Source organism: Streptomyces sp. C10-9-1 (genome assembly GCF_024497955.1).
GTDB classification, from domain to species: Bacteria; Actinomycetota; Actinomycetes; order Streptomycetales; family Streptomycetaceae; genus Streptomyces; species Streptomyces sanyensis.
In genome coordinates, this window is sequence record NZ_JANHKP010000001.1 from 284,602 (window position 1) to 308,378 (window position 23,777).

Here is a 23,777-nt window from a genome sequence, read left to right on the forward strand (position 1 = left end):
GCCGCCGGGCCGTTCGCCCCGGCGGCGGCCGGTGGCCCGGCGGGGCGGGGCGGGTTCAGGGGGTCCGCGCGGCGAGGGCCGCCGCCACCGCGCCGAAGAAGTCCGCGTGCGCCCGTGCGCTGCACGGCAGTTCGGGGTTCCACGGGACGACCGCGGCCCGCGCGGTGAGCGCCCGCCAGGCGGGGACGTCCCCGAGCGACACCAGGGGCTCGGCGTTGGCGCGGACGTCGACCAGCACCACGTCCGGTTCCAGCAGGGCCACCGCGCTCCAGTCCCCGGGGGCCCAGTTGACGCCCGGGCCGGGCGCCGGGGCGGCCGTGCGCACCCCGCAGTCGGCAAGCGCCCGCAGATCCGGCCAGGCCCCCGGCCGGGCGAGGTGGACGGTGCCGGCGCCCGCGGGCGAGAGCGCGAGGACGCGGGCCCCGCCGGACCGCTCGGCCGCCGTCCGCAGGGCCCGGCGGGCGGCCTCCTCCTCGCGGCGTGCCTGGGGCTCCGCGGCGCCCAGGGAGGCGGCCAGCGCGGCCGTCCGGTCCCGGAGTCCGTCGAGGGTGCGGTCCTGCCCGACGTCGATCAGGACCAGCGGGACCTGCTCCTCCAGGTGCTTGGCGGCGTCCGGGTCGAGCCCGTAGACCTGGTCCGGCCCGTAGCCGACGGCCACCACCAGGTCCGGGCGCCGGTCGAGCACCGCCGCGGCGTCGAGGGCGGGCCCGGGGCCCAGGTACGCGACCTCCCCGAGCGGCAGGGAACCGGCCTTCGCCGGGTCCGCGACGGGGCCGTCGTGCGCCGAGCCGAAGACCGCCACGGGGCGCAGGCCGTGGTCCTGGAGTGCCGCGCCGGCCCGGATGTAGGCCACCACGCGCTCCGGGGTGCGCGGGGCACTCGCCGTCCTCCCCCGGTCGTCCGCGAACCGCCATCCGCTCGTCTGCTGGTCCATGCCGCCTCCGCTCGGGTCCCCGGCGGGCCCCGCCGGGGACCCGCCGTCGCACACGTCGGGGGTCTGCCTGCCCCGGGGCGGCCCGGCGTACGCACGGCAACGGGCGGGAAGCGGAGGGGAGTCGGACGACGGCGGCGGGAGCTGGAGGGGACGGGTGCGCGCGGACCTCCGGAGCGGGGCGCGCGCGGGCGCAGGCGCCGCGGGCACGCCGCACGAGCCGCTGCCCGGTGCGCCTCCCGCGCGCCCCCGGAGAGGGCGCTGCGGACACGGGCGGACCCGCGCAGGCGCCCGGCCGTGTCCGAATCGTTCAAGACGGCTCCCTGGGCCTGGAGCGACCATGGCGGTATGACTCCTCGACTCGACGCCGTCGGACTCGTCGTCTCCGACATGGCCGCCTCGCTCGCCTTCTACCGCCGCCTCGGCCTCGACGTACCGGCCGGCGCGGACGACGCCCCGCACGTCGAGGCGGTGCTGCCCGGCGGGACGCGGGTGCTGTGGGACACCGAGGAGACCGTCCGGTCCTTCGACCCGGGCTGGACCGCACCGTCCGGGGGCGACCGGCTCGGCCTGGCCTTCGCCTGCGACACCCCGGCGGAGGTGGACGCCCTCTACGACCGGCTGGTCGGCGCCGGCTACCGGGGGCACCTGAAGCCCTGGGACGCGGTCTGGGGGCAGCGCTACGCCCTGGTGCTCGACCCGGACGGCATGGCCGTGTCGCTCTTCGCCGACGCCTCGTAGGCACCGAGCGTCATCCCCGCGAGCGCCTTCGTCTCCCGGGCCAGGTGCGCCTGGTCGGCGCAGCCGGCCAGATGGGCCGCCTCGGCGTAGGAGGTCCCGCCGCGCACCAGGGCCAGCGCGCGCTGGAGGCGGAGGATCCGGGCCAGCGTCTTGGGCCCGTAGCCGAAGACCTCCAGGGAGCGGCGGTGCAGGCGGCGGGGCCCCAGCCCGACGGCCTCGCCCGCGCGGGCGACGCTCCCGCCGTCGGCGAGGTGCCGCACCACCGGGGCGATCCACGGCTCCGCGGCTGGAGCGTCCGCGGCGCGGCGCAGGGCGAGGTCCTCCAGGCCGGAGGCGGGGTCGCCGGGGTCGATCCGGGCCGCGAGCCGGCGTGCGGTGGCCGCGCCCCACAGGTCCGCGAGCTCGACACGCCGGTCGCGCAGCGCATGGGCGGGGACGCCCAGCAGGGCCGGCGCGGCCCCGGGGGCGAGGCGCAGGCCCGCCCACGCGGCTCCGGGGGCGGCGGTGTGGGCGCGGGTGTCGGGGCCCGCGACGCGCAGCACGCCCTCGCTCCACAGCAGGTCCATACAGCCGTCGGGGAGGATCGGGCGCGGCGCCCGCCCCGGCCCGTCCCCGGGGGAGACGGTCCACACGGCGGCTCCGGGCAGCCGGGAAGGGCGCTCTCGGTACACGCCGCCAGGCTACCGGCGCTGCCCCCGGCCCCCGTTCCCGCGGCCCTCGCCGGGCCGCGGGAGCGGGTCCTCGCGCGTCGCCGGGTCCTGTCCGGGGTGCCCCGGCCGGGGCGCGGCCGGCCGGGTGGGGTCCGTCGGGTCCTTGGGCTCCTTCGGCTGCTCCCGGCCGCCGTGCAGCGTGGTGTGCAGCCGCGCCCTGACGTCGTCGGGGGGCAGGAACCTCGACCAGCGCTCGGGGAACTCCGAGGGCATGTCGCCGCCGCCGTCGTCGTCGTCCTCGTCCGCGTCTCCGTACAGCTGGGCCGTCCGGGCGCGGGCGAGCAGCTCGGCCGCGTCCGCGGCGCGGGCCCGCTCGTTGGCGGCGCGGGCGGCGGCGGTGGCCACGGAGGGCCAGACCCGGTCGATGGCGGCGTTCACCGCCGCGCCCACGAGCACGGCGAAGGCCGAGATGCCGATCCACAGCAGGAAGGCGATGGGCGCGGCGAGCGAGCCGTAGATGGTGGGGCCCTCGACCGTGCTGGTGAGGTAGATCCGCAGCAGGAAGCTGCCCACCACCCACATCGCCAGGGCGACCAGCGCGCCGGGGACGTCCTCCACCCAGGGGGAGCGCACCGGCACGGAGACGTGGTACAGCGTGGTCAGGAAGGCGATCGACAGAAGGATCACCACCGGCCAGTACAGCAGCCGGACCAGCTCGGCACCCCAGGGGATGAGCTCGACCAGGCGGTCGGGGCCGACCACGGCGAGCGGGAGCACCACCGCGCCGATCAGCAGGGCGACCACGTACAGCAGGAAGGCGAGCAGCCGGGTGGCGACGATGCCGCGGTGCCCGTCGAGCCCGTACATCACGGTGATGGTGTCGATGAAGACGTTGACCGCGCGGGACCCGGACCACAGGGCGATGGCGAAGCCGATCGAGATGATGTCCGGGCGGCCGCTGCGGGTGACGTCCTCCAGCAGGGGCCTGGCGATGTCGTTGACGCCCCGGTCCGACAGGACCGTGCCGACGGCGGAGAGGATGTTCTGCTCGATGGAGGCGACGGTGGTGGTGTCGGTCCAGTCGTCGATGTACCCGAGCAGGCCCATCAGGCCGAGCAGCAGCGGGGGTACCGACAGCAGGGTGAAGAAGGCCGCCTCGGCGGCGAGGCCCAGGATGCGGTACTCGATGCACGAGTTCACCGTGTCCTTCAGCAGCAGCCACGTCATCTTCCGCTTGGAGACGTTGCGGTAGAGGACTCGGGCCCGGTGGAGCCGGCCCGGCGGTGGCTCGGGTGTTTCGTTCGCTGCCTGCACGTCCTTACCGTATCCGCATGGCAGCAGGCACCCACACAGTGACCAACCAGGCTCCGCCCCTGGTGGGGTACGACGTCTTCTCCTCCGACCGGGCCCTGGCGGAGGCGGTCGGGCGCCATGTCGCCCCCGAGGCGCTCGACGGGGCGCGGCAGGAGCTGACCGTGCTCGGCCGCTCGGCCGGGTCGGCGCAGGCGCTGCGGTGGGGCGAGCAGGCGGACCGCAACCCCCCGCGGCTGGTGACCCACGACCGCTACGGCCACCGCGTCGACGAGGTCGACTTCCATCCGGCCTGGCACCGGCTGCTCGGCAAGGCGGTCACCTCGGGGCTGACCTCGGCCTGGGGCCGGCCCTCCGGGCACGTGCGGCGCGCCGCGGGCTTCCTGGTGTGGACGCAGGCCGAGGCGGGGCACCTGTGCCCGGTGTCGATGACGCACGCGGCGGTACCGGCCCTGCGCGCGGACCCGGAGCTGGCGGCCGTGTGGGAGCCGCTGCTGACCTCGCGGGTGTACCAGCAGGGACTGGTGCCCGTGCGGGAGAAGAGCGGCGCGCTGGTCGGGATGGGGATGACGGAGAAGCAGGGCGGGAGCGACGTGCGCGCGGGGACCACCCGGGCCGAGCCGCTGGGCTCCCCGGGCGCGTACGCGCTCACCGGGCACAAGTGGTTCTGCTCCGCCCCGATGAGCGACGCCTTCCTGGTCCTCGCCCAGGCTCCGGGGGGCCTGAGCTGCTTCCTGGTGCCGCGGGTGCTGGAGGACGGCTCGCGCAACACCTTCCTGCTCCAGCGGCTGAAGGACAAGCTGGGCAACCGGTCGAACGCCTCCGCGGAGGTCGAGTTCGCGGGGACCTGGGCCCGGCGGGTGGGCGAGGAGGGGGCGGGGGTGCGCACCATCATCGGCATGGTCGCCGCGACCCGGCTCGACTGCGTGCTCGGCTCGGCCGGCCTGATGCGGGCGGCGGTGGCGCAGGCCGTCCACCACTGCGCGCACCGCCGTGCCTTCGGCGCCCTGCTGGTCGACCAGCCGCTGATGCGCAACGTGCTGGCGGACCTCGCGGTGGAGTCGGAGGCCGCGACCGTGCTCGCGCTGCGGCTGGCCGCCGCGTACGACGCGGACACGCCGGAGGACCGGGCGCTGCTGCGGATCGCCGTCCCGGTGGCCAAGTACTGGGTCACCAAGCGCACCACCCCCCTGGTCGCCGAGGCTCTGGAGTGCCTGGGCGGCAACGGGTACGTGGAGGAGTCGGGGCTGCCCCGGCTGCTGCGGGAGTCGCCGCTGAACTCGGTGTGGGAGGGCGCCGGGAACGTGCAGGCGCTGGACGTGCTGCGGGCGCTGCGGCAGGGGGGAACGCTGGACGCCTTCCTGAAGGAGGTCGGGCGGGCCCGCGGGGCCGACCACCGGCTGGACGCGGCGATCCGGGACGTGCTGACGCAGTTGGCGGACCTGGACGGCATCGAGGCGCGGGCGCGGCGGCTGGCCGGGCGGATGGCCGTGGTGATGCAGGGGGCGCTGCTGGTGCGCTGGGCGCCGCCGGAGGTCGCCGACGCGTTCTGCGCCTCCCGGCTGGGGGGCGGCTGGGACGGGGTCTTCGGGACTCTGCCGGTCACGCCGGGGCTGGAGGCCGTGGTCGAGCGGGCCCGCGTGGTCCTCTGAACGGCCCGGGAGCGGGGCGGGGCGCGCGGCGGGGCCCGGGACACCGGGCGCAGGGGCACGGCCCCAGGCCGGCGGGCCGCCCGCGGAGGCCGCTCCACGGGCGGCCCGCAAGGCCGTCCCACGGGTGCGGGCCGCGTTGCCGCGGCCGCCGCCCGTGACGGATCGGGGTGGTGCTGCGCCGACACGGCACCACCCCCGGTACCGGCGAACCGGTGCCCCGCCAGCCTCGTACAGGGGCTCGCCGCTCCGCGACGGTTGCAGAAGGTTGCATCCTGGGGGGAGGTCCGCGGCGGGTGCCGTCCGCCCGCAGGGCAGGATGGGTGCCGTACCACCGCACCGCGCCGCCGGGGGCGTCGAAGGAGGGCCCGTGCCGCACAAGACACTCGACCTGGCCAGGCTGGCCGTGATGGACGCGACGGAGGCGGCGCGGCTGCTGAGGGAGGTGCGTCTGGCGACGCTCTCCGGGCTGCGGCCCGAGGTGGGCCCTCGCACGGAGATCGACGAGTCCTGGCGGCGGATGCTGAGCAGCGGCGTCGACCCCGACCGGGACCGGCGCTCGGGGATCCTCGGGCTGGACGAGATCGAGAGGCGCAGGCGCTCCTCCCCCCTGCTGGAGGTGCTGCCGGTGCTGCGGGCGGGCCTGCTGTCGGTGTCCGAGGCGGCCCGGCACATCATGGTGGTGGCCGACGCCGACGGCCGGCTGCTGTGGCGGGAGGGCAGTACCGCGGTGCTCCGCAAGGGCGACGCCCACGGCTTCGTCCCGGGCGCGGACTGGGCGGAGAACCAGGTCGGCACGAACGGGGTGGGCACGCCGCTGGTGACGCGGCGGCCGGTGCAGGTGCACTCCGCGGAGCACTTCGTCGCCTCCCACCACACCTGGACCTGCGCGGGGGCACCGGTGATCGACCCGCGCGACGGCCGGCTGCTGGGTGCCGTCGACGTCAGCGGGCCGCTGACGAGCATGCATCCGGCCATGCTCGCTCTGGTCACGGCCGTGGCGGGGCTCGCGGAGGCCGAGCTGCGCACCCGCCACCACGAGGCGCTGGAGCGGCTGCGCTCGGTGGCCGCGCCGCTGCTGGGCCGGGTCGGCGGACGTGCGCTGGCGGTGGACGACCGCGGCTGGCCGGCCGCGGTGACGGGGATGGCGCCCCCGGACCGGCTCGCCCTCCCCCGGCAGCCGCGCGCGGGCCGCACCTGGCTCCCGCCGCTCGGCATGTGCACCCTCGAACCGCTGCCCGGGGGATGGCTGGTGCGCGTGGACGACGGCGCGGAGGCGGATGCCGCCGCGCCCGGCCGGGTGGTCCTGGACCTGAGCCGCCGGCACCGGCCGTCGGTGCGCCTGTCGGGCGCCGCCGGCGACTGGACGTACGAGCTGAGCCCCCGCCACGCCGAGCTGCTCTACCTGCTGGCGCGCAACCGCGCGGGGCTGAGCGCCGCCCAGCTGGCGCAGGACCTGTTCGCGGACCCGACCAGGACGGTCACGGTGCGGGCCGAGATGTCCCGGCTGCGGCGCCGTCTGGCGCAGGTGCTGGCCCACCGGCCGTACCGGATCGCCGACGAGGTGGACGTCGAGGTGGTGCTGCCGGAGCACCCGTGCGACCTGCTGCCCCACTCGACGGCCCCCGCGGTCCGACGGGCCCGCACGGGGCCGGAACCCGCCGCCCGTAAGCCCGCGCCGTGAGCGGCCGGGGGCGCCTCGGGGCGGTCCGGCCGCGGGAGCCCGGGGAGCCCGCCGGGCGGCGTGCGACCGGTCCCACCGCACCCCGTGTTGGGCCGACGGGGGGCGGCATGGTTCCCTGGCGCCCATGAGCATCACCGTCACCACATGGTCCCTGGAGCAGACCTCGCCGGCCGACCAGCGCCCCGCCTCCGCTCCCGAGGGGGACATCCGGATCACCCGGGCCGAGGTCCCCTCGCCCGAGTTCAGCCGCTTCCTCTACACCGCGGTGGGCGGCGACATCCGCTGGACCGACCGCCTGGGCATGACCTACGCGGAGTGGCGGAAGTGGCTGGAGCAGCCCGGGGTGGAGACCTGGGTGGCCTACGACCGCGGCACGCCCGCCGGGTACGTGGAGCTCCAGGCGCAGGAGGGCGGCTCGGTCGAGATCGTGTACTTCGGCCTCGTCCCCGCCTTCCGCGGACGCCGCATCGGGGGCCATCTCCTGGCGCACGGGACCGCCCGGGCCTGGGACCTGGCGGAGCGCTGGCCGGGGCTGCCGGCCACGTCGCGGGTGTGGCTGCACACCTGCTCCAAGGACGGGCCGCACGCCATGGACAACTACCTGCGGCGCGGGTTCCGGCTCTTCGACACCGCGGTGGCCGAGGAGGACGAGGTGACCACGCCGGGGCCGTGGCCGGGCTCCGGCCTCTGAGCCCGGGCCGGTCGCGCGGGCTGAGCCCGCTCCCCCACCCCCGTACACGCCGCGCCCGTCCCGCGCGGCCCCCGCGGCCCGCGGACGGCCGGCGCCGCCGCCCGTCCGCGCCGCGGTGACCCACGACACAGCGTCTCGCCATACGAGACAGCAGTGTCCACATTCCGGATAGCGGTGGACTGGGTCCAAAGTCCCATGACACGCTTCCGTCATGTCCAGCACTGGAATTGCCTTGGTGAGTCGGCGGCACGTCGACCTCGGCCGCATGTCCAGCGCCATCTGTCAGGCCTGCTGAGAGCTCAGCACCGCCGGATCCCCCTCGTCACCACCCCGCCCTGCGCACCGTCGCGCTCTTCTCGCGAGTGTGCAGCTCAGAGCCGCCCTCCTGCCTTCTCGAAGGATTCATCACCATGGCCGCCACCCCGGAAAAGCCCGTCGCCGCCACGCCCCGACGCAAGGCCGGACGCCACCGTGGCGAGGGTCAGTGGGCCATGGGCCACCACACCCCGCTCAACGCGAACGAGCAGACCAAGAAGGACGACGACGGTCTCAATGTGCGGACACGCATTGAGACGATCTACGCGCACCGCGGGTTCGACTCCATCGACGGCGCCGACCTGCGCGGGCGGATGCGCTGGTGGGGCCTCTACACCCAGCGCAAGCCCGGGATCGACGGCGGCAAGACCGCGATCCTGGAGCCGGAGGAGCTGGACGACTCGTACTTCATGCTCCGGGTGCGCATCGACGGCGGCCGCCTGACCACGGAGCAGCTGCGGGTGATCGGCGAGATCTCCGAGGAGTTCGCGCGCGGCACCGCCGACCTAACCGACCGGCAGAACGTCCAGTACCACTGGATCCGCATCGAGGACGTGCCCGAGATCTGGCGGCGCCTGGAGGCCGTCGGCCTCTCCACCACCGAGGCCTGCGGCGACACCCCCCGGACCATCCTCGGCTCCCCCGTGGCCGGCATCGCCGAGGACGAGATCGTCGACGGCACCCCCGCCGTCGACGAGATCCACCGGCGCTACGTCGGGAACAAGGACTTCTCCAACCTGCCGCGGAAGTTCAAGACCGCGATCTCCGGGTCCCCGCTCCTGGACGTGGCGCACGAGATCAACGACATCGCCTTCGTCGGCGTGCACCACCCCGAGCACGGCCCCGGCTTCGACCTGTGGGTCGGCGGCGGCCTGTCCACCAACCCCAAGCTGGGCGTGCGCCTGGGTGCCTGGGTCCCGCTGGAGGAGGTGCCCGACGCCTGGGAGGGCGTCGTGTCCATCTTCCGCGACTACGGCTACCGCCGGCTGCGCAACCGCGCGCGTCTGAAGTTCCTCGTCGCCGACTGGGGCGCGGCGGAGTTCCGCCGGGTGCTGGAGGAGGAGTACCTGGGCCGGCCGCTGCTCGACGGCCCCGCCCCCGCGCAGCCCGTCCAGCACTGGCGCGACCACGTCGGCGTCCACCGCCAGAAGGACGGCCGCTACTACGTCGGCTTCGCACCGCGCGTCGGCCGGGTGGACGGCACCACCCTGACCAAGATCGCCGCCCTGGCCGAGGAGCACGGCTCGGGCCGGCTGCGGACCACCGTCGAGCAGAAGATGATCGTGCTCGACGTGACGGAGGAGCAGATCGACTCCCTCGTCTCCGGGCTGGAGGCGCTCGACCTGCAGGTCCGGCCGTCGCCGTTCCGCCGCGGCACGATGGCCTGCACCGGCATCGAGTTCTGCAAGCTGGCGATCGTCGAGACCAAGGGCCGGGGCTCCAGCCTCATCGACGAACTGGAGCGCCGCCTGCCCGGGTTCGACGAGCCGATCACCATCAACATCAACGGCTGCCCCAACGCCTGCGCCCGCATCCAGGTGGCGGACATCGGGCTCAAGGGCCAGCTGGTCCTGGACGAGGCGGGCAACCAGGTCGAGGGCTACCAGGTCCACCTCGGCGGCGCACTCGGCCTCGACCCCGCGTTCGGCCGCAAGGTCCGGGGGCTGAAGGTCACCGCCGCCGAGCTTCCGGACTACGTCGAGCGGGTGCTCACCCGCTTCCGCGAGGAGCGCCACGAGGGCGAGCGCTTCGCCACCTGGGCGGCCCGCGCCCCCGAGGAGGCCCTGTCGTGAGCGAGCGAGCCGCCCCGTTCTACTGCCCCTACTGCGGCGACGAGGACCTGCGCCCCAGCGAGGAGGGGCACGGCGCCTGGGAGTGCGCGGCCTGCAACCGCGCCTTCCGGCTGAAGTTCCTCGGGCTCCTCGCCCGGGGTGTGCGCTCCGACGGCAACGGAAGGGACGACCTGTGACCACCGCCCAGCAGGACCTGCGCACCCTGGCCGAGCAGGCGGGCCGGGAGCTGGAGGAGGCCCCCGCGCTCGACGTGCTGCGCTGGGCCGCCGACGCCTTCGGGCCGCGCTTCTGCGTGACCTCCTCGATGGAGGACGCGGTCGTCGCCCACCTCGCCTCGCGCGCCCTGCCCGGCGTGGACGTCGTCTTCCTCGACACCGGCTACCACTTCGAGGAGACCATCGGCACCCGGGACGCGGTCGAGGCCGTGATGGACGTCAACGTCATCACCCTCACGCCCCGCCGCACGGTGGCCGAGCAGGACGCCGAGTACGGCCCGCGGCTGTACGAGCGCGACCCCGACCTGTGCTGCGCCCTGCGCAAGGTGGCGCCGCTGCGGGACGGCCTCGCCGGGTACGACGCCTGGGCGACCGGCCTGCGCCGCGACGAGTCCCCCACCCGGGCGAACACCCCGGTGGTCGGCTGGGACGAGAAGCGGCGGAAGGTCAAGGTCTCCCCGATCGCCCGCTGGACGCAGGAGGACGTGGACGCCTACGTCACCGCCCACGGTGTGCTCACCAACCCGCTGCTCACAGACGGCTACGCCTCCGTCGGCTGCGCACCCTGCACGCGCCGGGTGCTGGACGGCGAGGACGCCCGCGCGGGCCGCTGGGCCGGACGCGGCAAGACCGAGTGCGGACTGCACGGCTGATGACGAACGACCTGAACCCAGGGGAGAACGACGTGACCGGAGCCACCATCTGGCTCACGGGTCTGCCGAGCGCCGGCAAGACCACCATCGCCCGTGAGCTGGCGCGGCGGCTGCGCGCCGAGGGCCGCCGGGTCGAGCTGCTGGACGGAGACGAGATCCGCGAGTTCCTCTCCGCGGGACTGGGGTTCAGCCGCGAGGACCGGCACGTCAACGTGCAGCGGATCGGCTTCGTCGCCGAACTGCTCGCCTCCAACGGCGTGCTGGCGCTGGTGCCGGTGATCGCCCCGTACGCGGACAGCCGGGAGGCCGTGCGCAAGCGCCACCAGCAGGAGGGCACGGCCTACGTCGAGATCCACGTGGCCACCCCCGTGGAGGTCTGCTCGGAGCGCGACGTGAAGGGCCTGTACGCCAAGCAGGCAGCCGGCGAGATCAGCGGGCTGACGGGCGTCGACGACCCCTACGAGCAGCCGGAGTCGCCGGACCTGCGGATCGAGTCCCAGGACCAGACCGTCGAGGAGTCGGCCGCGGCCGTCCGCGCGCTGCTGGCCGAGAGGGGCCTGCTGTGAGGCGGGGCGCGGCCGCCGGACCGCGCCCCGCCGGGCGTACCGCGCCCGCGCACCCCCGGCACCGCGCGGGCGGCGCAGCCCGCGCCGGCGAAGAAGCCCAGCAACAGGAAAGGGGTCGGCTGTGACGACCGTCGCCACGCTCCACGAGGGCACCGACAGCCCGTTCGCCCTGTCCCACCTGGACGCGCTCGAGTCCGAGGCGGTGCACATCTTCCGCGAGGTGGCGGGCGAGTTCGAACGGCCGGTGATCCTCTTCTCCGGCGGCAAGGACTCCATCGTCATGCTGCACCTGGCGCTGAAGGCCTTCGCCCCGGCCGCCGTGCCGTTCTCGCTGCTGCACGTCGACACCGGGCACAACTTCCCCGAGGTCATCGAGTACCGGGACCGCACGGTCGCCCGGCACGGGCTGCGGCTGCACGTCGCCTCCGTGCAGGACTACATCGACCGGGGGGTGCTCAGGGAGCGCCCGGACGGCACCCGCAACCCGCTGCAGACCGTGCCGCTCACCGAGGCCATCCAGCAGCACCGCTTCGACGCCGTGTTCGGCGGCGGGCGCCGCGACGAGGAGAAGGCCCGGGCCAAGGAGCGGGTGTTCTCCCTGCGCGACGAGTTCTCCCAGTGGGACCCGCGCCGGCAGCGCCCCGAGCTGTGGCAGCTCTACAACGGGCGGCACGCCCCCGGCGAGCACGTGCGGGTGTTCCCGCTGTCCAACTGGACCGAGCTGGACGTCTGGCAGTACATCCAGCGCGAGCGGATCGAGCTCCCGCAGATCTACTTCGCCCACGAGCGCGAGGTGTTCAGCCGCTCGGGCATGTGGCTGACCGCCGGCGAGTGGGGCGGGCCGAAGGACACGGAGCCCGTCGAGAAGCGCCTGGTGCGCTACCGCACCGTCGGCGACATGTCCTGCACGGGCGCCGTCGACTCCGACGCCGGCACCCTCGACGCCGTGATCGCGGAGATCGCCGCCTCCCGGCTCACCGAGCGGGGAGCCACCCGCGCCGACGACAAGCTGTCCGAGGCCGCGATGGAAGACCGCAAGCGCGAAGGGTACTTCTAGAGATGACCAGCACCACCGAGCAGCTCGCCGCCCAGGTGTCGGCGACCACGCTGCTGCGCTTCGCCACCGCGGGCTCCGTCGACGACGGCAAGTCGACCCTGGTCGGACGTCTGCTGCACGACTCCAAGTCCGTGCTCGCCGACCAGCTGGAGGCCGTGGAGCACGCCTCCCGCTCCCGCGGCCAGGAGGCACCCGACCTGGCGCTGCTCACCGACGGCCTGCGCGCCGAGCGGGAGCAGGGCATCACCATCGACGTGGCCTACCGCTACTTCGCCACGCCGCGGCGGCGCTTCATCCTGGCCGACACGCCGGGGCACGTGCAGTACACCCGCAACATGGTGACCGGCGCCTCGACCGCCGAGCTGACCGTGATCCTGGTGGACGCCCGCAACGGCGTGGTGGAGCAGACCCGGCGCCATGCGGCGATCGCCGCCCTGCTGCGCGTGCCGCACGTGGTGCTGGCCGTGAACAAGATGGACCTGGTGGACTACGCGGAGGGCGTCTTCGGCTCCATCGCCGAGGAGTTCACCGCCTACGCGACCGAGCTGGGCGTGCCCGAGGTGACCGCGATCCCGATCTCCGCCCTGGCCGGGGACAACGTCGTGGAGCCGTCGGCGCGCATGGACTGGTACGCCGGGCCCACCGTCCTGGAGCACCTGGAGACGGTCCCCGTCAGCCACGACCTGACCGGCTGCCACGCCCGGTTCCCGGTGCAGTACGTGATCCGGCCGCAGTCCGCGGAGCACCCCGACTACCGGGGCTACGCGGGCCAGATCGCCGCCGGCGCCTTCCGGGTGGGCGAGGAGGTGACGGTGCTGCCCTCGGGCCGCACCACCACCGTCAGCGGCATCGACCTGCTGGGCGAGGCGGTGGACGTCGCGTGGACGCCCCAGTCCGTGACGCTGCTGCTCGCGGACGACATCGACGTCTCGCGCGGCGACGTCATCGTGCCGAGCGCCGACGCCCCGGCGACCACCCAGGACGTCGAGGCGACGGTCTGCCATGTCGCCGACCAGCCGCTCGCCGTGGGCCAGCGGGTGCTGCTCAAGCACACCACCCGCACGGTCAAGGCCATCGTGAAGGACATCCCCTCGCGGCTCACCCTGGACGACCTGTCGCAGCACCCGGCACCGGGCAGCCTGGTCGCCAACGACATCGGCCGCGTCACCGTGCGCACCGCCGAGCCGCTGCCCATGGACTCCTACGCGCACTCCCGCCGCACCGGCTCGTTCCTGCTGATCGACCCGGCCGACGGGACCACGCTGGCGGCCGGGATGGCCGGCGAGTCCTTCGCCGCCCCCGCCGAGGCGCCCGGCGCCGACGACGAGGGCTGGGACTTCTGATGGCGGCCGACGTCTACGCCACCTTCGCCAAGGAGGGCGGACGCGTGGGCAGCGGGGTGCTCGGCGCGGGCACCGGCGGGGTGGCGCGATGTGCGCGATGACGCAGGTACGGGTGGCGCTCCGACGCCCCCGTACCCGGCCCCCGCACCGCCGAAGACCCCCCGACGAACACGACCCGGCAGCGTCCGCGAGGACGTAGCACCGGGCCGACGAGAGGAAAGCCTCCCGTGCCAGGCATCCGTTCCGCCACGCGCCGCGCCCTCGCCGCGGCGCTCGCCCTGCCCCTGCTCGCCGCGGCGCTTACCGCCTGCGGCTACGGCTCCCAGGCGCCGAAGCAGGAACAGGCCGCGTTCGCGCCCGAGGGCGAGCAGCTCTCGGCCGGGGAGGTGCGGGTCGGCTACTTCCCGAACCTGACGCACGCCACCGCGCTGGTCGGCGTCGAGAAGGGCCTGATCCAGAAGGAACTCGGCGGGACGCGTCTGTCGGCCACCACCTTCAACGCCGGACCGTCCGCGGTCGAGGCGCTGAACGCGGGCAGCGTCGACATCGGCTTCCTCGGGCCCTCGCCGTCGGTCAACGGGTACACCAGGTCCCACGGCGGCAATCTGCGGATCATCGGCGGCGCGGCCTCGGGCGGCGTGAAGCTGGTGGTCGACCCCGACGCGATCCGCACACCGGCCGACGTCAGGGGCAAGCGGATCGCCACGCCGCAGAAGGGCAACACGCAGGACGTGGCGCTGATCCACTGGATCGGCGAGCAGGGCTGGAGCGTGGACCCCGAGAGCGGCGAGGGCGACGTGTCGGTGGTCCGGTCCAACAACAAGGTGACCCCCGGCGCCTTCCGGACGGGCTCGATCGACGGCGCCTGGGTGCCCGAGCCCACCGCCTCCCAGCTGGTCGCCCTCGGCGGCGAGGTCCTTCTGGACGAGGCGGGGCTGTGGCCGGACGGGGAGTTCGTCATCACCAACATCGTCGTCTCCCAGCGGTTCCTTGCGGAGCACCCGGACGTGGTGGAGGCCGTGCTGCGCGGCACGGTGCGCACCAACGACTGGATCGACTCGCACCCCGACCAGGCCAAGGCCGCGGCGAACCGGGCGCTGGAGCGGCTGTCCGGCAAGCCGCTGCCCTCCGCGGTCCTGGACGCGGCCTGGCCGTCGATCAAGGTCACCGACGACCCGCTGGCCGAGACGCTGAGGACGCAGGCCGCCTGGGCCGCCGACGCCGGACTGCTGGCCGACCCGGAGCTCGACGGCATCTACGACCTGCGCCCGCTCAACACGGTCCTCGCGGCCGAGGGCAGGCCCGCGGTCGGCGACGCGGGCCTCGGCGCCAGGTAACCCGAACCACGTTTCCCAGGAGGTGACGACCATGGCCATCACGACCACCCGAGCCGCCGAACCCGGCGCGGCCATCACGCCCGCGGCCCGGATCGAGCACGTCTCGAAGTCCTTCGCCGGACCCTCGGGGCGGCAGCAGGTACTCGACGACATCACCCTCGACGTGGGCCGCGGCGAGTTCGTCACCCTGCTCGGGGCGTCCGGGTGCGGAAAGTCCACGCTGCTCAACCTGGTCGCGGGGCTCGACCGCCCCACCTCGGGGTCGATCGCCACGCCCGGCGGCCGTCCGGCGCTGATGTTCCAGGAGCACGCGCTGCTGCCCTGGCTGACGGCCGGCAGGAACATCGAGCTCGCGCTCAAGCTGCGCGGGGTGGCGAAGTCCGAGCGCCGCGCGGAGGCCGAGCGGCTGCTCGACCTGGTCCGCCTGGGCGGCGCCCACCGCAAGCGGGTGCACGAGCTGTCGGGCGGGATGCGCCAGCGGGTGGCCATGGCGCGGGCGCTGGCGCAGGACAGCGAGCTGCTGCTGATGGACGAGCCGTTCGCCGCCCTGGACGCGATCACCCGCGACGTGCTGCACGACGAACTGACCCGCATCTGGAGCGAGACGGGGCTGTCGGTGCTCTTCGTGACCCACAACGTGCGCGAGGCGGTGCGCCTGGCCGAGCGGGTCGTGCTGCTGTCCTCGCGCCCGGGGCGCGTCGCCCGTGAATGGACGGTGGGCATCGACCAGCCGCGCCGTATCGAGGACGCCGCCGTGGCGGAGCTCTCCGTCGAGATCACCGAAGAACTGCGTGGGGAGATCCGCCGCCATGGCCAGCACTGACACACCCGCGCCCGCGAAGGGCCGGGCCATGCCCGACGACCTGGCCGGTCTGGAGGCGGGGCTGGACGCGCTCGACACCGTGCAGAGCCAGCGCGCGCCCCTGCGGCAGGTGCTCGTCGGGAAGGTGCTCCCGCCGGTGGTCGCCGTCGCGCTGGTGCTCCTGGTCTGGCAGCTGCTGGTCGCCGCGGAGGTGACCGAGTCCTACAAGCTGCCGCCGCCGTCCGCCGTGTGGGACGGGGTCCGCGAGATGTGGCTCCAGGGGACGCTGCTGGACGTGGTGTGGACGAGCGTGTCCCGGGGCCTGCTCGGCTTCCTGCTGGCGCTGGCCATCGGCACGCCGCTGGGTCTGCTGGTCGCGCGGGTCCGGTTCGTGCGGGCCGCGATCGGACCCATCCTGTCCGGGCTCCAGTCGCTCCCCTCGGTGGCCTGGGTCCCGCCGGCGGTGATCTGGCTCGGGCTCAACGACGCGATGATGTTCACCGTCATCCTGCTCGGCGCGGTCCCCTCCATCGCCAACGGCCTGGTGTCCGGAGTCGACCAGGTGCCGCCGCTGTTCCTGCGGGCGGGCCGGACGATGGGGGCCACCGGGCTCCGGGGCACCTGGCACATCGTGATGCCCGCGGCGCTGCCGGGCTACCTGTCCGGGCTGAAGCAGGGCTGGGCGTTCTCCTGGCGCTCGCTGATGGCGGCCGAGATCATCGCCTCCTCGCCGGACCTCGGGCTGGGCCTGGGCCAGTTGCTGGAGAACGGCCGGAACAACTTCGACATGCCGGGCGTGTTCCTGGCCATCCTGCTCATCCTCGTCGTCGGCATCGCGATCGACCTGCTGGTCTTCAGTCCGCTGGAGCGGTGGGTGCTGCGCAGCCGCGGCCTGCTCGTGAAGGGCTGAGCCACCCCGTGAGCGCTCCCGTCCTCCTCGCCGTCGCCCACGGCAGCCGCGACCCGCGGCACGCGGCGACCGTGCACGCCCTGCTGAGGGCCGTGCGGTCGCTGCGGCCCGGGCTGCGCGCCGAGGTGGCCTTCCTCGACTTCAACGCCCCGTCGGTGCCCCGGGTGCTGGAGCGCCTCGCGGCCGACGGGGTGCGCGAGGTGGTGGCGCTGCCCCTGCTGCTGACCCGCGCGTTCCACGCCAAGGCGGACATCCCGGCCGTGCTGCGGTCGGCGCCTCCGTCGCTGCGGATCCGGCAGGCCGAGGTGCTCGGCCCCTCCCCGCTGCTGCTGGAGGCCGTGCACCGGCGGCTGTACGAGGCCGGGCTCGGCCCGGCCGACAAGGGCTCGACCGGCCTGGTGCTGGCGTCGGCGGGCTCCACCGACCCGGAGGCGATCGCGGTGATCGCAGACACAGCGCGGGAGCTGCGGCACACCGGTTGGTGCGCCGTGCGGCCCGCGTTCGCCTCCGCATCCCTTCCCCGGACCGAGGACGCGGTGCGGGAGCTGCGCGCGGAGGGCTGCGCGCGGGTGGCGGTCGTGCCGTACGTGCTCGCACCGGGACGGCTGCCGGACCGCATCGCCGAGGGGGCCCGCGGAGCGGACGTGCTGGCGGGGGTCCTGGGCGCGGCACCGGAGCTGGCGCGGCTGCTGCTGGAGCGCCACGACGGCGCGGTGGCCGGGGCGGGGCGGGTGCTGCGGGACACGGCCTGAGGGAGCCTGCGCGGGCCGGCCAGGCCCGGGCGCGGCAGGACCCGCCGTGGGCCGGCAGCTGGCCGCCGCGGGTTCAGGCCCGGGAGGGGCCGCCCGCGCCGAATCCGCTCTCGTGCACCCACAGATGGGTGCAGCCGGGGCACTGGAGGTGGAGCCTGCTGCCCTCGTGGGACAGCAGGTAGCGCCAGTGGTCCCGGCAGGTCCGGCCGCCCGCGCAGACGGTGCAGCCCCGGTGGTCGGCGCAGCCCGGGCAGGGCACCCAGGCGCGCCTGCCGAGGTCCGCGGTGGGGTCAATCGGCAGCACGGCCGTCTCCGTCCCGTGCGGGGAGGACTCCGGCGGCGACCAGGCGGTCGTAGGTCCGCTGCTGGTCCTCGTCCAGTCCGGAGTAGAGCAGGCGGTGCGCCTCCTCCTCGCCGGCCAGCACGGCGCCCGGGTCCCAGCCGTCGCCGATCGCCGTGACCACGGCGGCGCGGCGGACGGCCTCGTGGTGGGTCAGGTCGAACCCGAAGGAGCGGAGTTCCGCTTCGCGGTGGTGGCTCATGCTGGTTCCTCGGGCTGGTTCCTCGGCGGTCCGGTGGGTCCCGTCGTGTCTACCAAGGGCGGCGGAACCGAGGAAGCGTCAGCTGGGAGGGGTGGTCACGGCGCGAAGCGGACTGTCGACCCACCGCACCCACAATCGGCTATAACCAGACAAAACGCCCTACCTTCCGGGCTCGGCTGTGAGGGATCGCACAAGGCCGCGGGGCCGCTCCCCCCGGCCGCGGGCCCGCGCTGCCGCACTCAGTCGAGGACCAGCGAGCCGGTACGGGTGCGCTTCAGCTCGAAGAGGTCGGCGTGGCCCGCGAGCACCCGGAAGCTGTCGAAGAGCCGCGCCGCCTCCTCGCCCCGCGGGACGGAGTTGAACACGGGCCCGAACCAGACGGTGCCGTCCACGTGCAGGGTCGGGGTCCCCACATAGCCGTCGGCCGCCGGGTCCTTGCCCCGGTCGTGGCTGTCGCGGACGGCGTCGTCGTACGAGGGGTCGTGCGCCGCCCCGGCGAGCGCGGCGGGGAGCCCGAGCTCCGCCAGCGAGGCGGCGACCACCTCGTCGAAGTCCTGGTTCCTCTCGCGGTGGATGCGGGTCCCGAGCGCCGTGTACAGCTCGCGCAGCACCTCGTCCCCGTGCTCCCGGGCGGCGGCCGCGACGACGCGGACCACGCCGAGGGAGCGGTCGACGAGGTCCCGGTACCACTCGGGCAGCTCGTTGCCGAGGTTGTGGAGGTAGAGGCTCATCAGACGGAAGCGCAGCTCGACCGGACGCTCGCGCTCGACCTCCAGGAGCCAGCGCGAGGTGATCCACGCGAACGGGCAGACCGGGTCGAAGTAGACGTCGACGGTGGTGCGGGCGGTCTCGGGGCTGTCAGTTGTGATCATGACCGGGACTCTAGCCAGCCGGTGGCGCATCCGTCCGGGCCACTTGGCGGCCCTTTCCCTGGGCCATTCCCCACCCCGGGGGACGCGCCACCGGCGCGGCGGCCCGCGACCGGGTCAGTGCGCGCCGTCCGTACCGGCCGCCTCGAACCGGGTCGCCTGGTGGAAGTAGAGCAGCCACACGCCCTCCGTCAGACGCCATACCGAGCTGCGGTGGGCCCGACGGCCCCCGGACTCGGTGTCGAAGGTCAGATGCACGACGCTCTCGGCCAGTTGAGCCCCCCTCATCCGCGAGGTCGCGATCGGGCGGGGCACGGGGGTCCGTCGCTCGCCCAGGGCCTCCATGATCGACGCGCGGGTCCACAGCCGACCGGAGGTGCCGTACTCCTCGTACTCGGGGTGGAGGAGTTCGGCCAGCAGCTCGGGCGAGGCCCGCACGGCCGGGTCGAGCAGCCGGAGCTCGGCCTCGATCGCCGCGCCCACCGCGTCCGGCCACCGCTCAGCCACGGCTCGCCTCCGCGGGCCTGCGCGCGGCGTTCCCGTCGCGCGTGGTGGCGACGGCGCCGGGGCGGATCGCGGGGCCGGGCTGGGCCGCCGCGCCCACGGAGCGGCCCGGCCCGGCCGAGACGTCGCGCGGGCCCCTGTCCGCCGGGAGCGGGCGCAGGCCGGCCTCGGGGACCCTCTTCGCGCCGTCGGCCCTGATCCCGCGCAGCAGCGCCGCGTAACTGGCTGTCATGGCCCATACCCTAGTGCTCCGGCAGCAGTTGACGGTCTGGCCTGCGCGGATGTCACCCGGTGGACGGGCAGGCGGCCGGGCCCGTCACGGACGGCTTCCGCCCGCCCTCTCCCGGAGGAGCACCCCCCGGCGGGCGGGCCCGCCCGCCGCCGCGGTGCCGTTGCGGCCCTCCGGGCGGGGTCCCCACCCGTCGGACGGGTTGCGCGGACCACGGGGCGCCTCGCCCGGAGCGCACACCCCGGACGGCCGCCGTGCCCCGTGGGGGAGGGCACGGCGGCCGCCGGTCCGGTGTGGGGGAACGGGCCCTACTCGACGATCCTCAGCAGCCTGTTGGGCGTCCCCGGGGACGGGTCGGAGACGGCGTCCGGCGTGGCCCCGGCGAGCAGCGCCGCCGCGACCTCGGCGGGCGCGGAGTCCGGGTGGCCGGCGAGGTAGACGGCCGCGGCGCCGACGACGTGCGGGGTCGCCATGGACGTGCCGGAGATGGTCCGGGTGCCCTGGTCGCTGTCGTTCCAGGCCGAGGTGATGTCCGAGCCCGGCGCGTACAGGTCCACGGCGGCACCGTGGTTGGAGAAGTCGGACTGGGTGTCCTGGTCGGTGGAGGAGGCGACCGTGATGGCCTCCGCGACCCGGGCCGGGGAGACCTGCCCCGCGTCGGCGGACTCGTTGCCCGCGGCGACGCCGAAGGTGACGCCGGAGGCGACGGCCTTGCGGACGGCCTCGTCCAGGGCCTCGTCGGCGCCGCCCCCGAGGCTCATGTTGGCCACCGAGGGCCCCCGGTGGTTGGCGGTCACCCAGTCGATGCCGGCGACGACCTGCTCGGTGGTCCCCGAGCCGTTGTCGTCGAGGACCCGGACGGCGACGATCTCCGCCTTCTTGGCGACCCCGTGCGCCGCGCCGGCGATGGTGCCGGCGACGTGGGTGCCGTGGCCGTTGCCGTCGTCCGCGGACGCGTCGCCGTCGATCGCGTCGAAGCCGTGGGAGGCGCGGCCCTCGAAGTCCTCGTGCGATATGCGGACCCCGGTGTCGATCACATAGGCCGTCACCCCCTCGCCCCCGCCGTCCGGGTAGGTGTAGGAGGCGTCGCCCGCGGTCGCGGCCTGGTCGATGCGGTCCAGGCCCCACGACGGCGGGTTGGTCTGGGTCGCGTCGATGGTGAACCTCTTGTTCTGCACGACCTTGTCCACGGCCGGGTCGGCGGCGAGGCGCCTGGCCTCGGTGCCCGACAGGCCGTCGGCGGAGAAGCCGTTGATGTCGGAGCTGTAGTCGCGGCGGAGCGTGCCGCCGTACTCCTTCGCGAGGTCCTTCTTGTCGGCCTTCTCGTCGAGCAGCACGATGTAGCTGCCCGCGACGGCGCCCTCGGCGTTCGCGCCGTAGACGGTGCCCTCGGCCGGCGGGGCCGCACCGGCGAAGGACGTACCGAGGAAGGTCGCACCGGCCGCGGCGGCGACCGCGGTGGCCGCCGCGGTGAGCTTCGTCCTCGCGTTCGAGCGCTTGTGATCTGCCATGAAGAGGGGTCTCCTCGTCATCGTTTGTGTGGGGGGAAGGCCCCCGCGGAGAAGAATCTGCGGGGACTGACTCGAAACCCTGACCGATCGGCCATGCCGGATCAAGCGCTTCATCCACCTCTGACAGCTCCCTCAAGGTTTCTTGACACAAACTCGACCGGACCCGCCCACCTCCGCGACAGGCAGTACGGATGCCGGTGCCCGGGCGGCAGGCAGCGCAACTGCCGCTCGGTGTAAGGGACATGGGGCTCGGGACTCAGGGGTGGCCCCGTCCGCAGGGAGGACGGGCGCGCCCACCGGGTCACCGGCTGGCACGACGAGGAGGCGGGGGAGGCTCCCCTACCGTCGTGGCGTTGTGGCACGGCCCCCTGGCGCCGTGCCGGTCGGCAGGCGCAGCACGGAGGGGACGAGCCCGGCATGGGGAGAGCTGAAGGAGGACCTCGCGGGTTCGCCGCGAGGGCGGGCGGCTGGAGCGCGCGGCACCGGTGGGCCGCCGTGGGCATCTGGGTGCTGTTCGTGGTGGTGTCCGTGCTCGCCGGCGGCGCGACCGGCACCGAGGAGCTGGGCAACGGCCAGCTGCGCGGCGAGACGACGCAGGCCGACCGGATCGTGGACGAGGCGGGCATCGTCGAACCGGCGGGGGAAACCGTCCTGGTGCAGGCCGAGGACGACACCCTGACCTCTCAGGACGCCGCCTTCCGCAGCGCGGTGGACGCCGTCGTCACGGCCGTGCGGCAGACCGGCGAGGTCACCGCGGTGGTCTCGCCCTACGACTCCGGGAGCATCTCCCGCGACGGGCGCAGCGCTCTGGTCGCCTTCGACATGAAGGGCGACCCCGAGACGGCACCCGACCGCGTGGGCACCGTCCTGGAGGCGGTCGCCGAGGTACAGGAGGAGCACGCCGGGACGCTGCGGATCGAGGAGATCGGCAGCGCGAGCATGAACAAGACCTTCGACGACGCCTTCGCCGACGACTTCACCCAGGCCGAGTACTCCGCCGTGCCAGTGGCCCTCGGCATCCTGCTGATCGCCTTCGGGGCCCTGGTCGCGGCCCTGCTCCCGGTGGTCCTCGCGATCACGGCCATCATGGCGACGATGGGGCTGATGGGCGTCGTCAGCCAGATCCAGCCCATGAGCGACACGGCGAACTCGATGATGCTCCTCGTCGGCCTCGCCGTCGGTGTGGACTACTGCCTGTTCTACCTGCGCCGCGAGCGCGAGGAGCGGGCCGCCGGTCGGGACGCGCGCACCGCCATCCTGGTCGCGGCGGCGACCAGCGGCCGCGCCGTCGTCGTCTCCGGTGTCACCGTGTGCGTCGCCATGGCCGGGATGCTGTTCACCGGCATCGGCGAGTTCCAGTCCATGGGGCTCGCCTCGCTGATGGTGGTCGCGGTGGCCATGGTGGGCTCGGTGACCGTGCTCCCCGCGCTGCTGTCCCTCCTCGGCGAGCGGGTGGAGAAGGGCCGGGTGCCGTTCCTGGCCCGGCTGAGGAAGGGCGCGGGCGGCCGCGGCGGCGAGAGCCGCTTCTGGACGGCCGTCCTCGGCGGTGTGCTGCGGCGCCCGCTGCTGTCGCTCGCCGTGGCGGGCGGGGCGCTGGTGGCCGTCGCCCTCCCGGCACTCGGCATGAAGACCCAGAACCTGACCCTGGACCAGGAGTTCGGCGACTCCCTGCCCATCGTGGCGACCTACGAGCGGATCAACGAAGCGTTCCCGGGCGGGGCGGACCCCGCGCAGGTGGTCGTCAGGGCCGGGGACATCGACGCACAGCCGGTGCAGGAGGCCATCGCCGCCTTCCGCGAGCAGGCCGTCTCCTCCGGTGCCTCCGAGGGCCCGGTGGAGGTGGTGACGGACGCCGGGAAGGACATCGCCTTCATCTCCGTTCCCCTGGTGGGCGGTTCGGACCAGGAGAGGGCCGAGAAGAGCCTGCTGCTGCTGAGGGACGAGGTCCGGCCGGCGACCCTGGGCGCGGTGGACGGGGTGGAGGCGCCGATCACCGGCCAGGTGGCGGGGTCGCTGGACTTCAACGAGCAGCTCACCGACGCGGCGCCGCCGGTGTTCGCCTTCGTCGTGGTCTTCGCCTTCGTGCTGATGCTGCTCTCCTTCCGCTCCCTGGCGGTGGCGGTGACCTCGATCCTGCTCAACCTGCTGTCCGTGGGGGCGGCGTACGGCATCCTCACCGCGGTGTTCCAGCACGGCTGGGGCGCCTCACTGGTCGGTGCCGAGGGCGTGGGCGCGATCATCGCCTGGCTGCCGCTGTTCCTGTTCGTCATCCTGTTCGGCCTGTCGATGGACTACCACGTCTTCGTGGTGTCCCGGATCCGCGAGGGCCGGATGCAGGGGCGGACGACCCGCGAGGCGATCACCCACGGGGTCGTCACCACGGCGGGCGTGGTGACGAGCGCCGCCGTGATCATGGTGGCGGTCTTCGCCATCTTCGGGACGCTGTCGATGCAGTCGATGAAGCAGATGGGCGTCGGCCTGGCCGTGGCCGTGCTGATCGACGCCACCGTCATCCGCGCGGTGCTGCTGCCGGCGGTGATGGCGCTGCTGGGCGAAGCCAACTGGTACCTGCCGGCGTGGCTGCGCTGGCTGCCCGACCTGTCGCACGAGGCGCCGGGAGCGCCCGCGGCGGCCGAGGAGGCGCGGGGCGAGGAGCCGGCACCGGCGCGGATCTGACCCCCGTATCCGCTCCGGTGCCCGCGGCGCCCCGCCCCTCCCCACG

At 74.6% G+C, this 23,777-nt stretch carries 25 protein-coding genes; 16 read left to right on the forward strand and 9 right to left on the reverse strand.

Annotation, left to right across the window (positions count from 1 at the left end; translation table 11 throughout):
* Positions 1–55: 55 nt before the first annotated feature.
* The gene (locus tag NPS70_RS01340) at positions 56–934 is read right to left on the reverse strand and encodes an ABC transporter substrate-binding protein (RefSeq protein ID WP_256521732.1); all 879 of its coding nucleotides are present in this window, start codon (positions 932–934) and stop codon (positions 56–58) included.
* Positions 935–1,279: 345 nt separating this feature from the next.
* On the opposite strand from NPS70_RS01340, the gene NPS70_RS01345 reads away from it, so the two are divergent.
* Complete coding sequence (locus NPS70_RS01345; protein ID WP_256521741.1) at positions 1,280–1,672, forward strand: VOC family protein; 393 nt, start codon at positions 1,280–1,282, stop codon at positions 1,670–1,672.
* On the opposite strand, the gene NPS70_RS01350 is transcribed toward NPS70_RS01345, so the two are convergent.
* Together NPS70_RS01350 and NPS70_RS01355 are read right to left on the reverse strand one after the other, a co-directional pair.
* Complete coding sequence (locus tag NPS70_RS01350) at positions 1,612–2,343, reverse strand: helix-turn-helix domain-containing protein (protein WP_256521746.1); 732 nt, start codon at positions 2,341–2,343, stop codon at positions 1,612–1,614. The two genes, NPS70_RS01345 and NPS70_RS01350, sit on opposite strands and share 61 nt — an antisense overlap.
* A 9-nt stretch (positions 2,344–2,352) precedes the next feature.
* A complete protein-coding gene (locus NPS70_RS01355) occupies positions 2,353–3,636 on the reverse strand; it encodes a YihY/virulence factor BrkB family protein (RefSeq protein ID WP_256521748.1) in 1,284 nt (427 codons plus the stop codon).
* A 17-nt stretch (positions 3,637–3,653) separates the two neighbouring features.
* Here NPS70_RS01355 and NPS70_RS01360 point away from each other — a divergent pair, with 17 nt between their 5' ends.
* The 14 genes from NPS70_RS01360 to NPS70_RS01420 all read left to right on the forward strand — a co-directional run bounded on the left by NPS70_RS01360 (position 3,654) and on the right by NPS70_RS01420 (position 17,400).
* Positions 3,654–5,285 carry an acyl-CoA dehydrogenase family protein gene (locus NPS70_RS01360; protein ID WP_256521749.1) on the forward strand — a complete coding sequence of 544 codons (1,632 nt, stop codon included), beginning with the start codon at positions 3,654–3,656 and terminating at the stop codon, positions 5,283–5,285.
* 367 nt (positions 5,286–5,652) lie between these two features.
* Positions 5,653–6,966 (forward strand): GAF domain-containing protein, encoded by a 1,314-nt coding sequence (locus tag NPS70_RS01365; protein WP_374211914.1) that lies wholly within the window; start codon positions 5,653–5,655, stop codon positions 6,964–6,966.
* Positions 6,967–7,090: 124 nt separating this feature from the next.
* Complete coding sequence (locus NPS70_RS01370) at positions 7,091–7,657, forward strand: GNAT family N-acetyltransferase (protein WP_256521750.1); 567 nt, start codon at positions 7,091–7,093, stop codon at positions 7,655–7,657.
* 211 nt (positions 7,658–7,868) lie between these two features.
* A complete protein-coding gene (locus tag NPS70_RS28830) occupies positions 7,869–7,952 on the forward strand; it encodes a putative leader peptide (RefSeq protein WP_360643994.1) in 84 nt (27 codons plus the stop codon).
* A 115-nt stretch (positions 7,953–8,067) separates the two neighbouring features.
* Positions 8,068–9,765, forward strand: coding sequence for a nitrite/sulfite reductase (locus NPS70_RS01375; RefSeq protein WP_256521752.1), 1,698 nt, complete (start codon positions 8,068–8,070; stop codon positions 9,763–9,765).
* A complete protein-coding gene (locus tag NPS70_RS01380) occupies positions 9,762–9,941 on the forward strand; it encodes a hypothetical protein (RefSeq protein ID WP_256521754.1) in 180 nt (59 codons plus the stop codon). The genes NPS70_RS01375 and NPS70_RS01380 overlap by 4 nt, the downstream gene beginning before the upstream one ends.
* A complete protein-coding gene (locus tag NPS70_RS01385) occupies positions 9,938–10,633 on the forward strand; it encodes a phosphoadenylyl-sulfate reductase (RefSeq protein ID WP_256521756.1) in 696 nt (231 codons plus the stop codon). Before NPS70_RS01380 ends, NPS70_RS01385 begins: the two co-directional genes overlap by 4 nt.
* A complete protein-coding gene (gene cysC, locus NPS70_RS01390) occupies positions 10,633–11,199 on the forward strand; it encodes an adenylyl-sulfate kinase (RefSeq protein WP_256521759.1) in 567 nt (188 codons plus the stop codon). Before NPS70_RS01385 ends, cysC begins: the two co-directional genes overlap by 1 nt.
* A 121-nt stretch (positions 11,200–11,320) precedes the next feature.
* Positions 11,321–12,256, forward strand: coding sequence for a sulfate adenylyltransferase subunit CysD (gene cysD, locus NPS70_RS01395; RefSeq protein ID WP_256521761.1), 936 nt, complete (start codon positions 11,321–11,323; stop codon positions 12,254–12,256).
* Positions 12,257–12,258: 2 nt separating this feature from the next.
* Entirely contained in the window at positions 12,259–13,599 is a 1,341-nt protein-coding gene (locus tag NPS70_RS01400; RefSeq protein WP_256521763.1) for a sulfate adenylyltransferase subunit 1, read from the forward strand.
* 227 nt (positions 13,600–13,826) lie between these two features.
* Complete coding sequence (locus NPS70_RS01405) at positions 13,827–14,936, forward strand: aliphatic sulfonate ABC transporter substrate-binding protein (protein ID WP_256521765.1); 1,110 nt, start codon at positions 13,827–13,829, stop codon at positions 14,934–14,936.
* A gap of 31 nt (positions 14,937–14,967) precedes the next feature.
* Complete coding sequence (locus NPS70_RS01410) at positions 14,968–15,759, forward strand: ABC transporter ATP-binding protein (RefSeq protein WP_256521771.1); 792 nt, start codon at positions 14,968–14,970, stop codon at positions 15,757–15,759.
* Positions 15,746–16,648 (forward strand): ABC transporter permease, encoded by a 903-nt coding sequence (locus tag NPS70_RS01415; protein WP_256521772.1) that lies wholly within the window; start codon positions 15,746–15,748, stop codon positions 16,646–16,648. Before NPS70_RS01410 ends, NPS70_RS01415 begins: the two co-directional genes overlap by 14 nt.
* An 8-nt stretch (positions 16,649–16,656) precedes the next feature.
* On the forward strand, positions 16,657–17,400 hold the full coding sequence (locus NPS70_RS01420) for a sirohydrochlorin chelatase (protein WP_256521774.1): 744 nt from the start codon (positions 16,657–16,659) through the stop codon (positions 17,398–17,400).
* A 73-nt stretch (positions 17,401–17,473) separates the two neighbouring features.
* On the opposite strand, the gene NPS70_RS01425 is transcribed toward NPS70_RS01420, so the two are convergent.
* The 6 genes from NPS70_RS01425 to NPS70_RS01450 form a co-directional block, all read right to left on the reverse strand.
* Positions 17,474–17,704 carry a hypothetical protein gene (locus NPS70_RS01425; RefSeq protein ID WP_256521776.1) on the reverse strand — a complete coding sequence of 77 codons (231 nt, stop codon included), beginning with the start codon at positions 17,702–17,704 and terminating at the stop codon, positions 17,474–17,476.
* Positions 17,691–17,942 carry a DUF6400 family protein gene (locus NPS70_RS01430; RefSeq protein WP_256521779.1) on the reverse strand — a complete coding sequence of 84 codons (252 nt, stop codon included), beginning with the start codon at positions 17,940–17,942 and terminating at the stop codon, positions 17,691–17,693. Before NPS70_RS01430 ends, NPS70_RS01425 begins: the two co-directional genes overlap by 14 nt.
* A gap of 239 nt (positions 17,943–18,181) precedes the next feature.
* Positions 18,182–18,814 (reverse strand): DsbA family protein, encoded by a 633-nt coding sequence (locus NPS70_RS01435; RefSeq protein ID WP_256521780.1) that lies wholly within the window; start codon positions 18,812–18,814, stop codon positions 18,182–18,184.
* A gap of 114 nt (positions 18,815–18,928) precedes the next feature.
* Positions 18,929–19,318, reverse strand: a complete 390-nt coding sequence (locus NPS70_RS01440) for a nuclear transport factor 2 family protein (protein ID WP_256521782.1) — start codon at positions 19,316–19,318, stop codon at positions 18,929–18,931.
* On the reverse strand, positions 19,311–19,547 hold the full coding sequence (locus tag NPS70_RS01445) for a hypothetical protein (protein ID WP_256521784.1): 237 nt from the start codon (positions 19,545–19,547) through the stop codon (positions 19,311–19,313). Before NPS70_RS01445 ends, NPS70_RS01440 begins: the two co-directional genes overlap by 8 nt.
* A gap of 305 nt (positions 19,548–19,852) precedes the next feature.
* Positions 19,853–21,055, reverse strand: coding sequence for a S8 family peptidase (locus NPS70_RS01450; RefSeq protein ID WP_256521786.1), 1,203 nt, complete (start codon positions 21,053–21,055; stop codon positions 19,853–19,855).
* 417 nt (positions 21,056–21,472) lie between these two features.
* On the opposite strand from NPS70_RS01450, the gene NPS70_RS01455 reads away from it, so the two are divergent.
* On the forward strand, positions 21,473–23,731 hold the full coding sequence (locus NPS70_RS01455) for an MMPL family transporter (RefSeq protein ID WP_256521788.1): 2,259 nt from the start codon (positions 21,473–21,475) through the stop codon (positions 23,729–23,731).
* Positions 23,732–23,777: the final 46 nt, after the last annotated feature.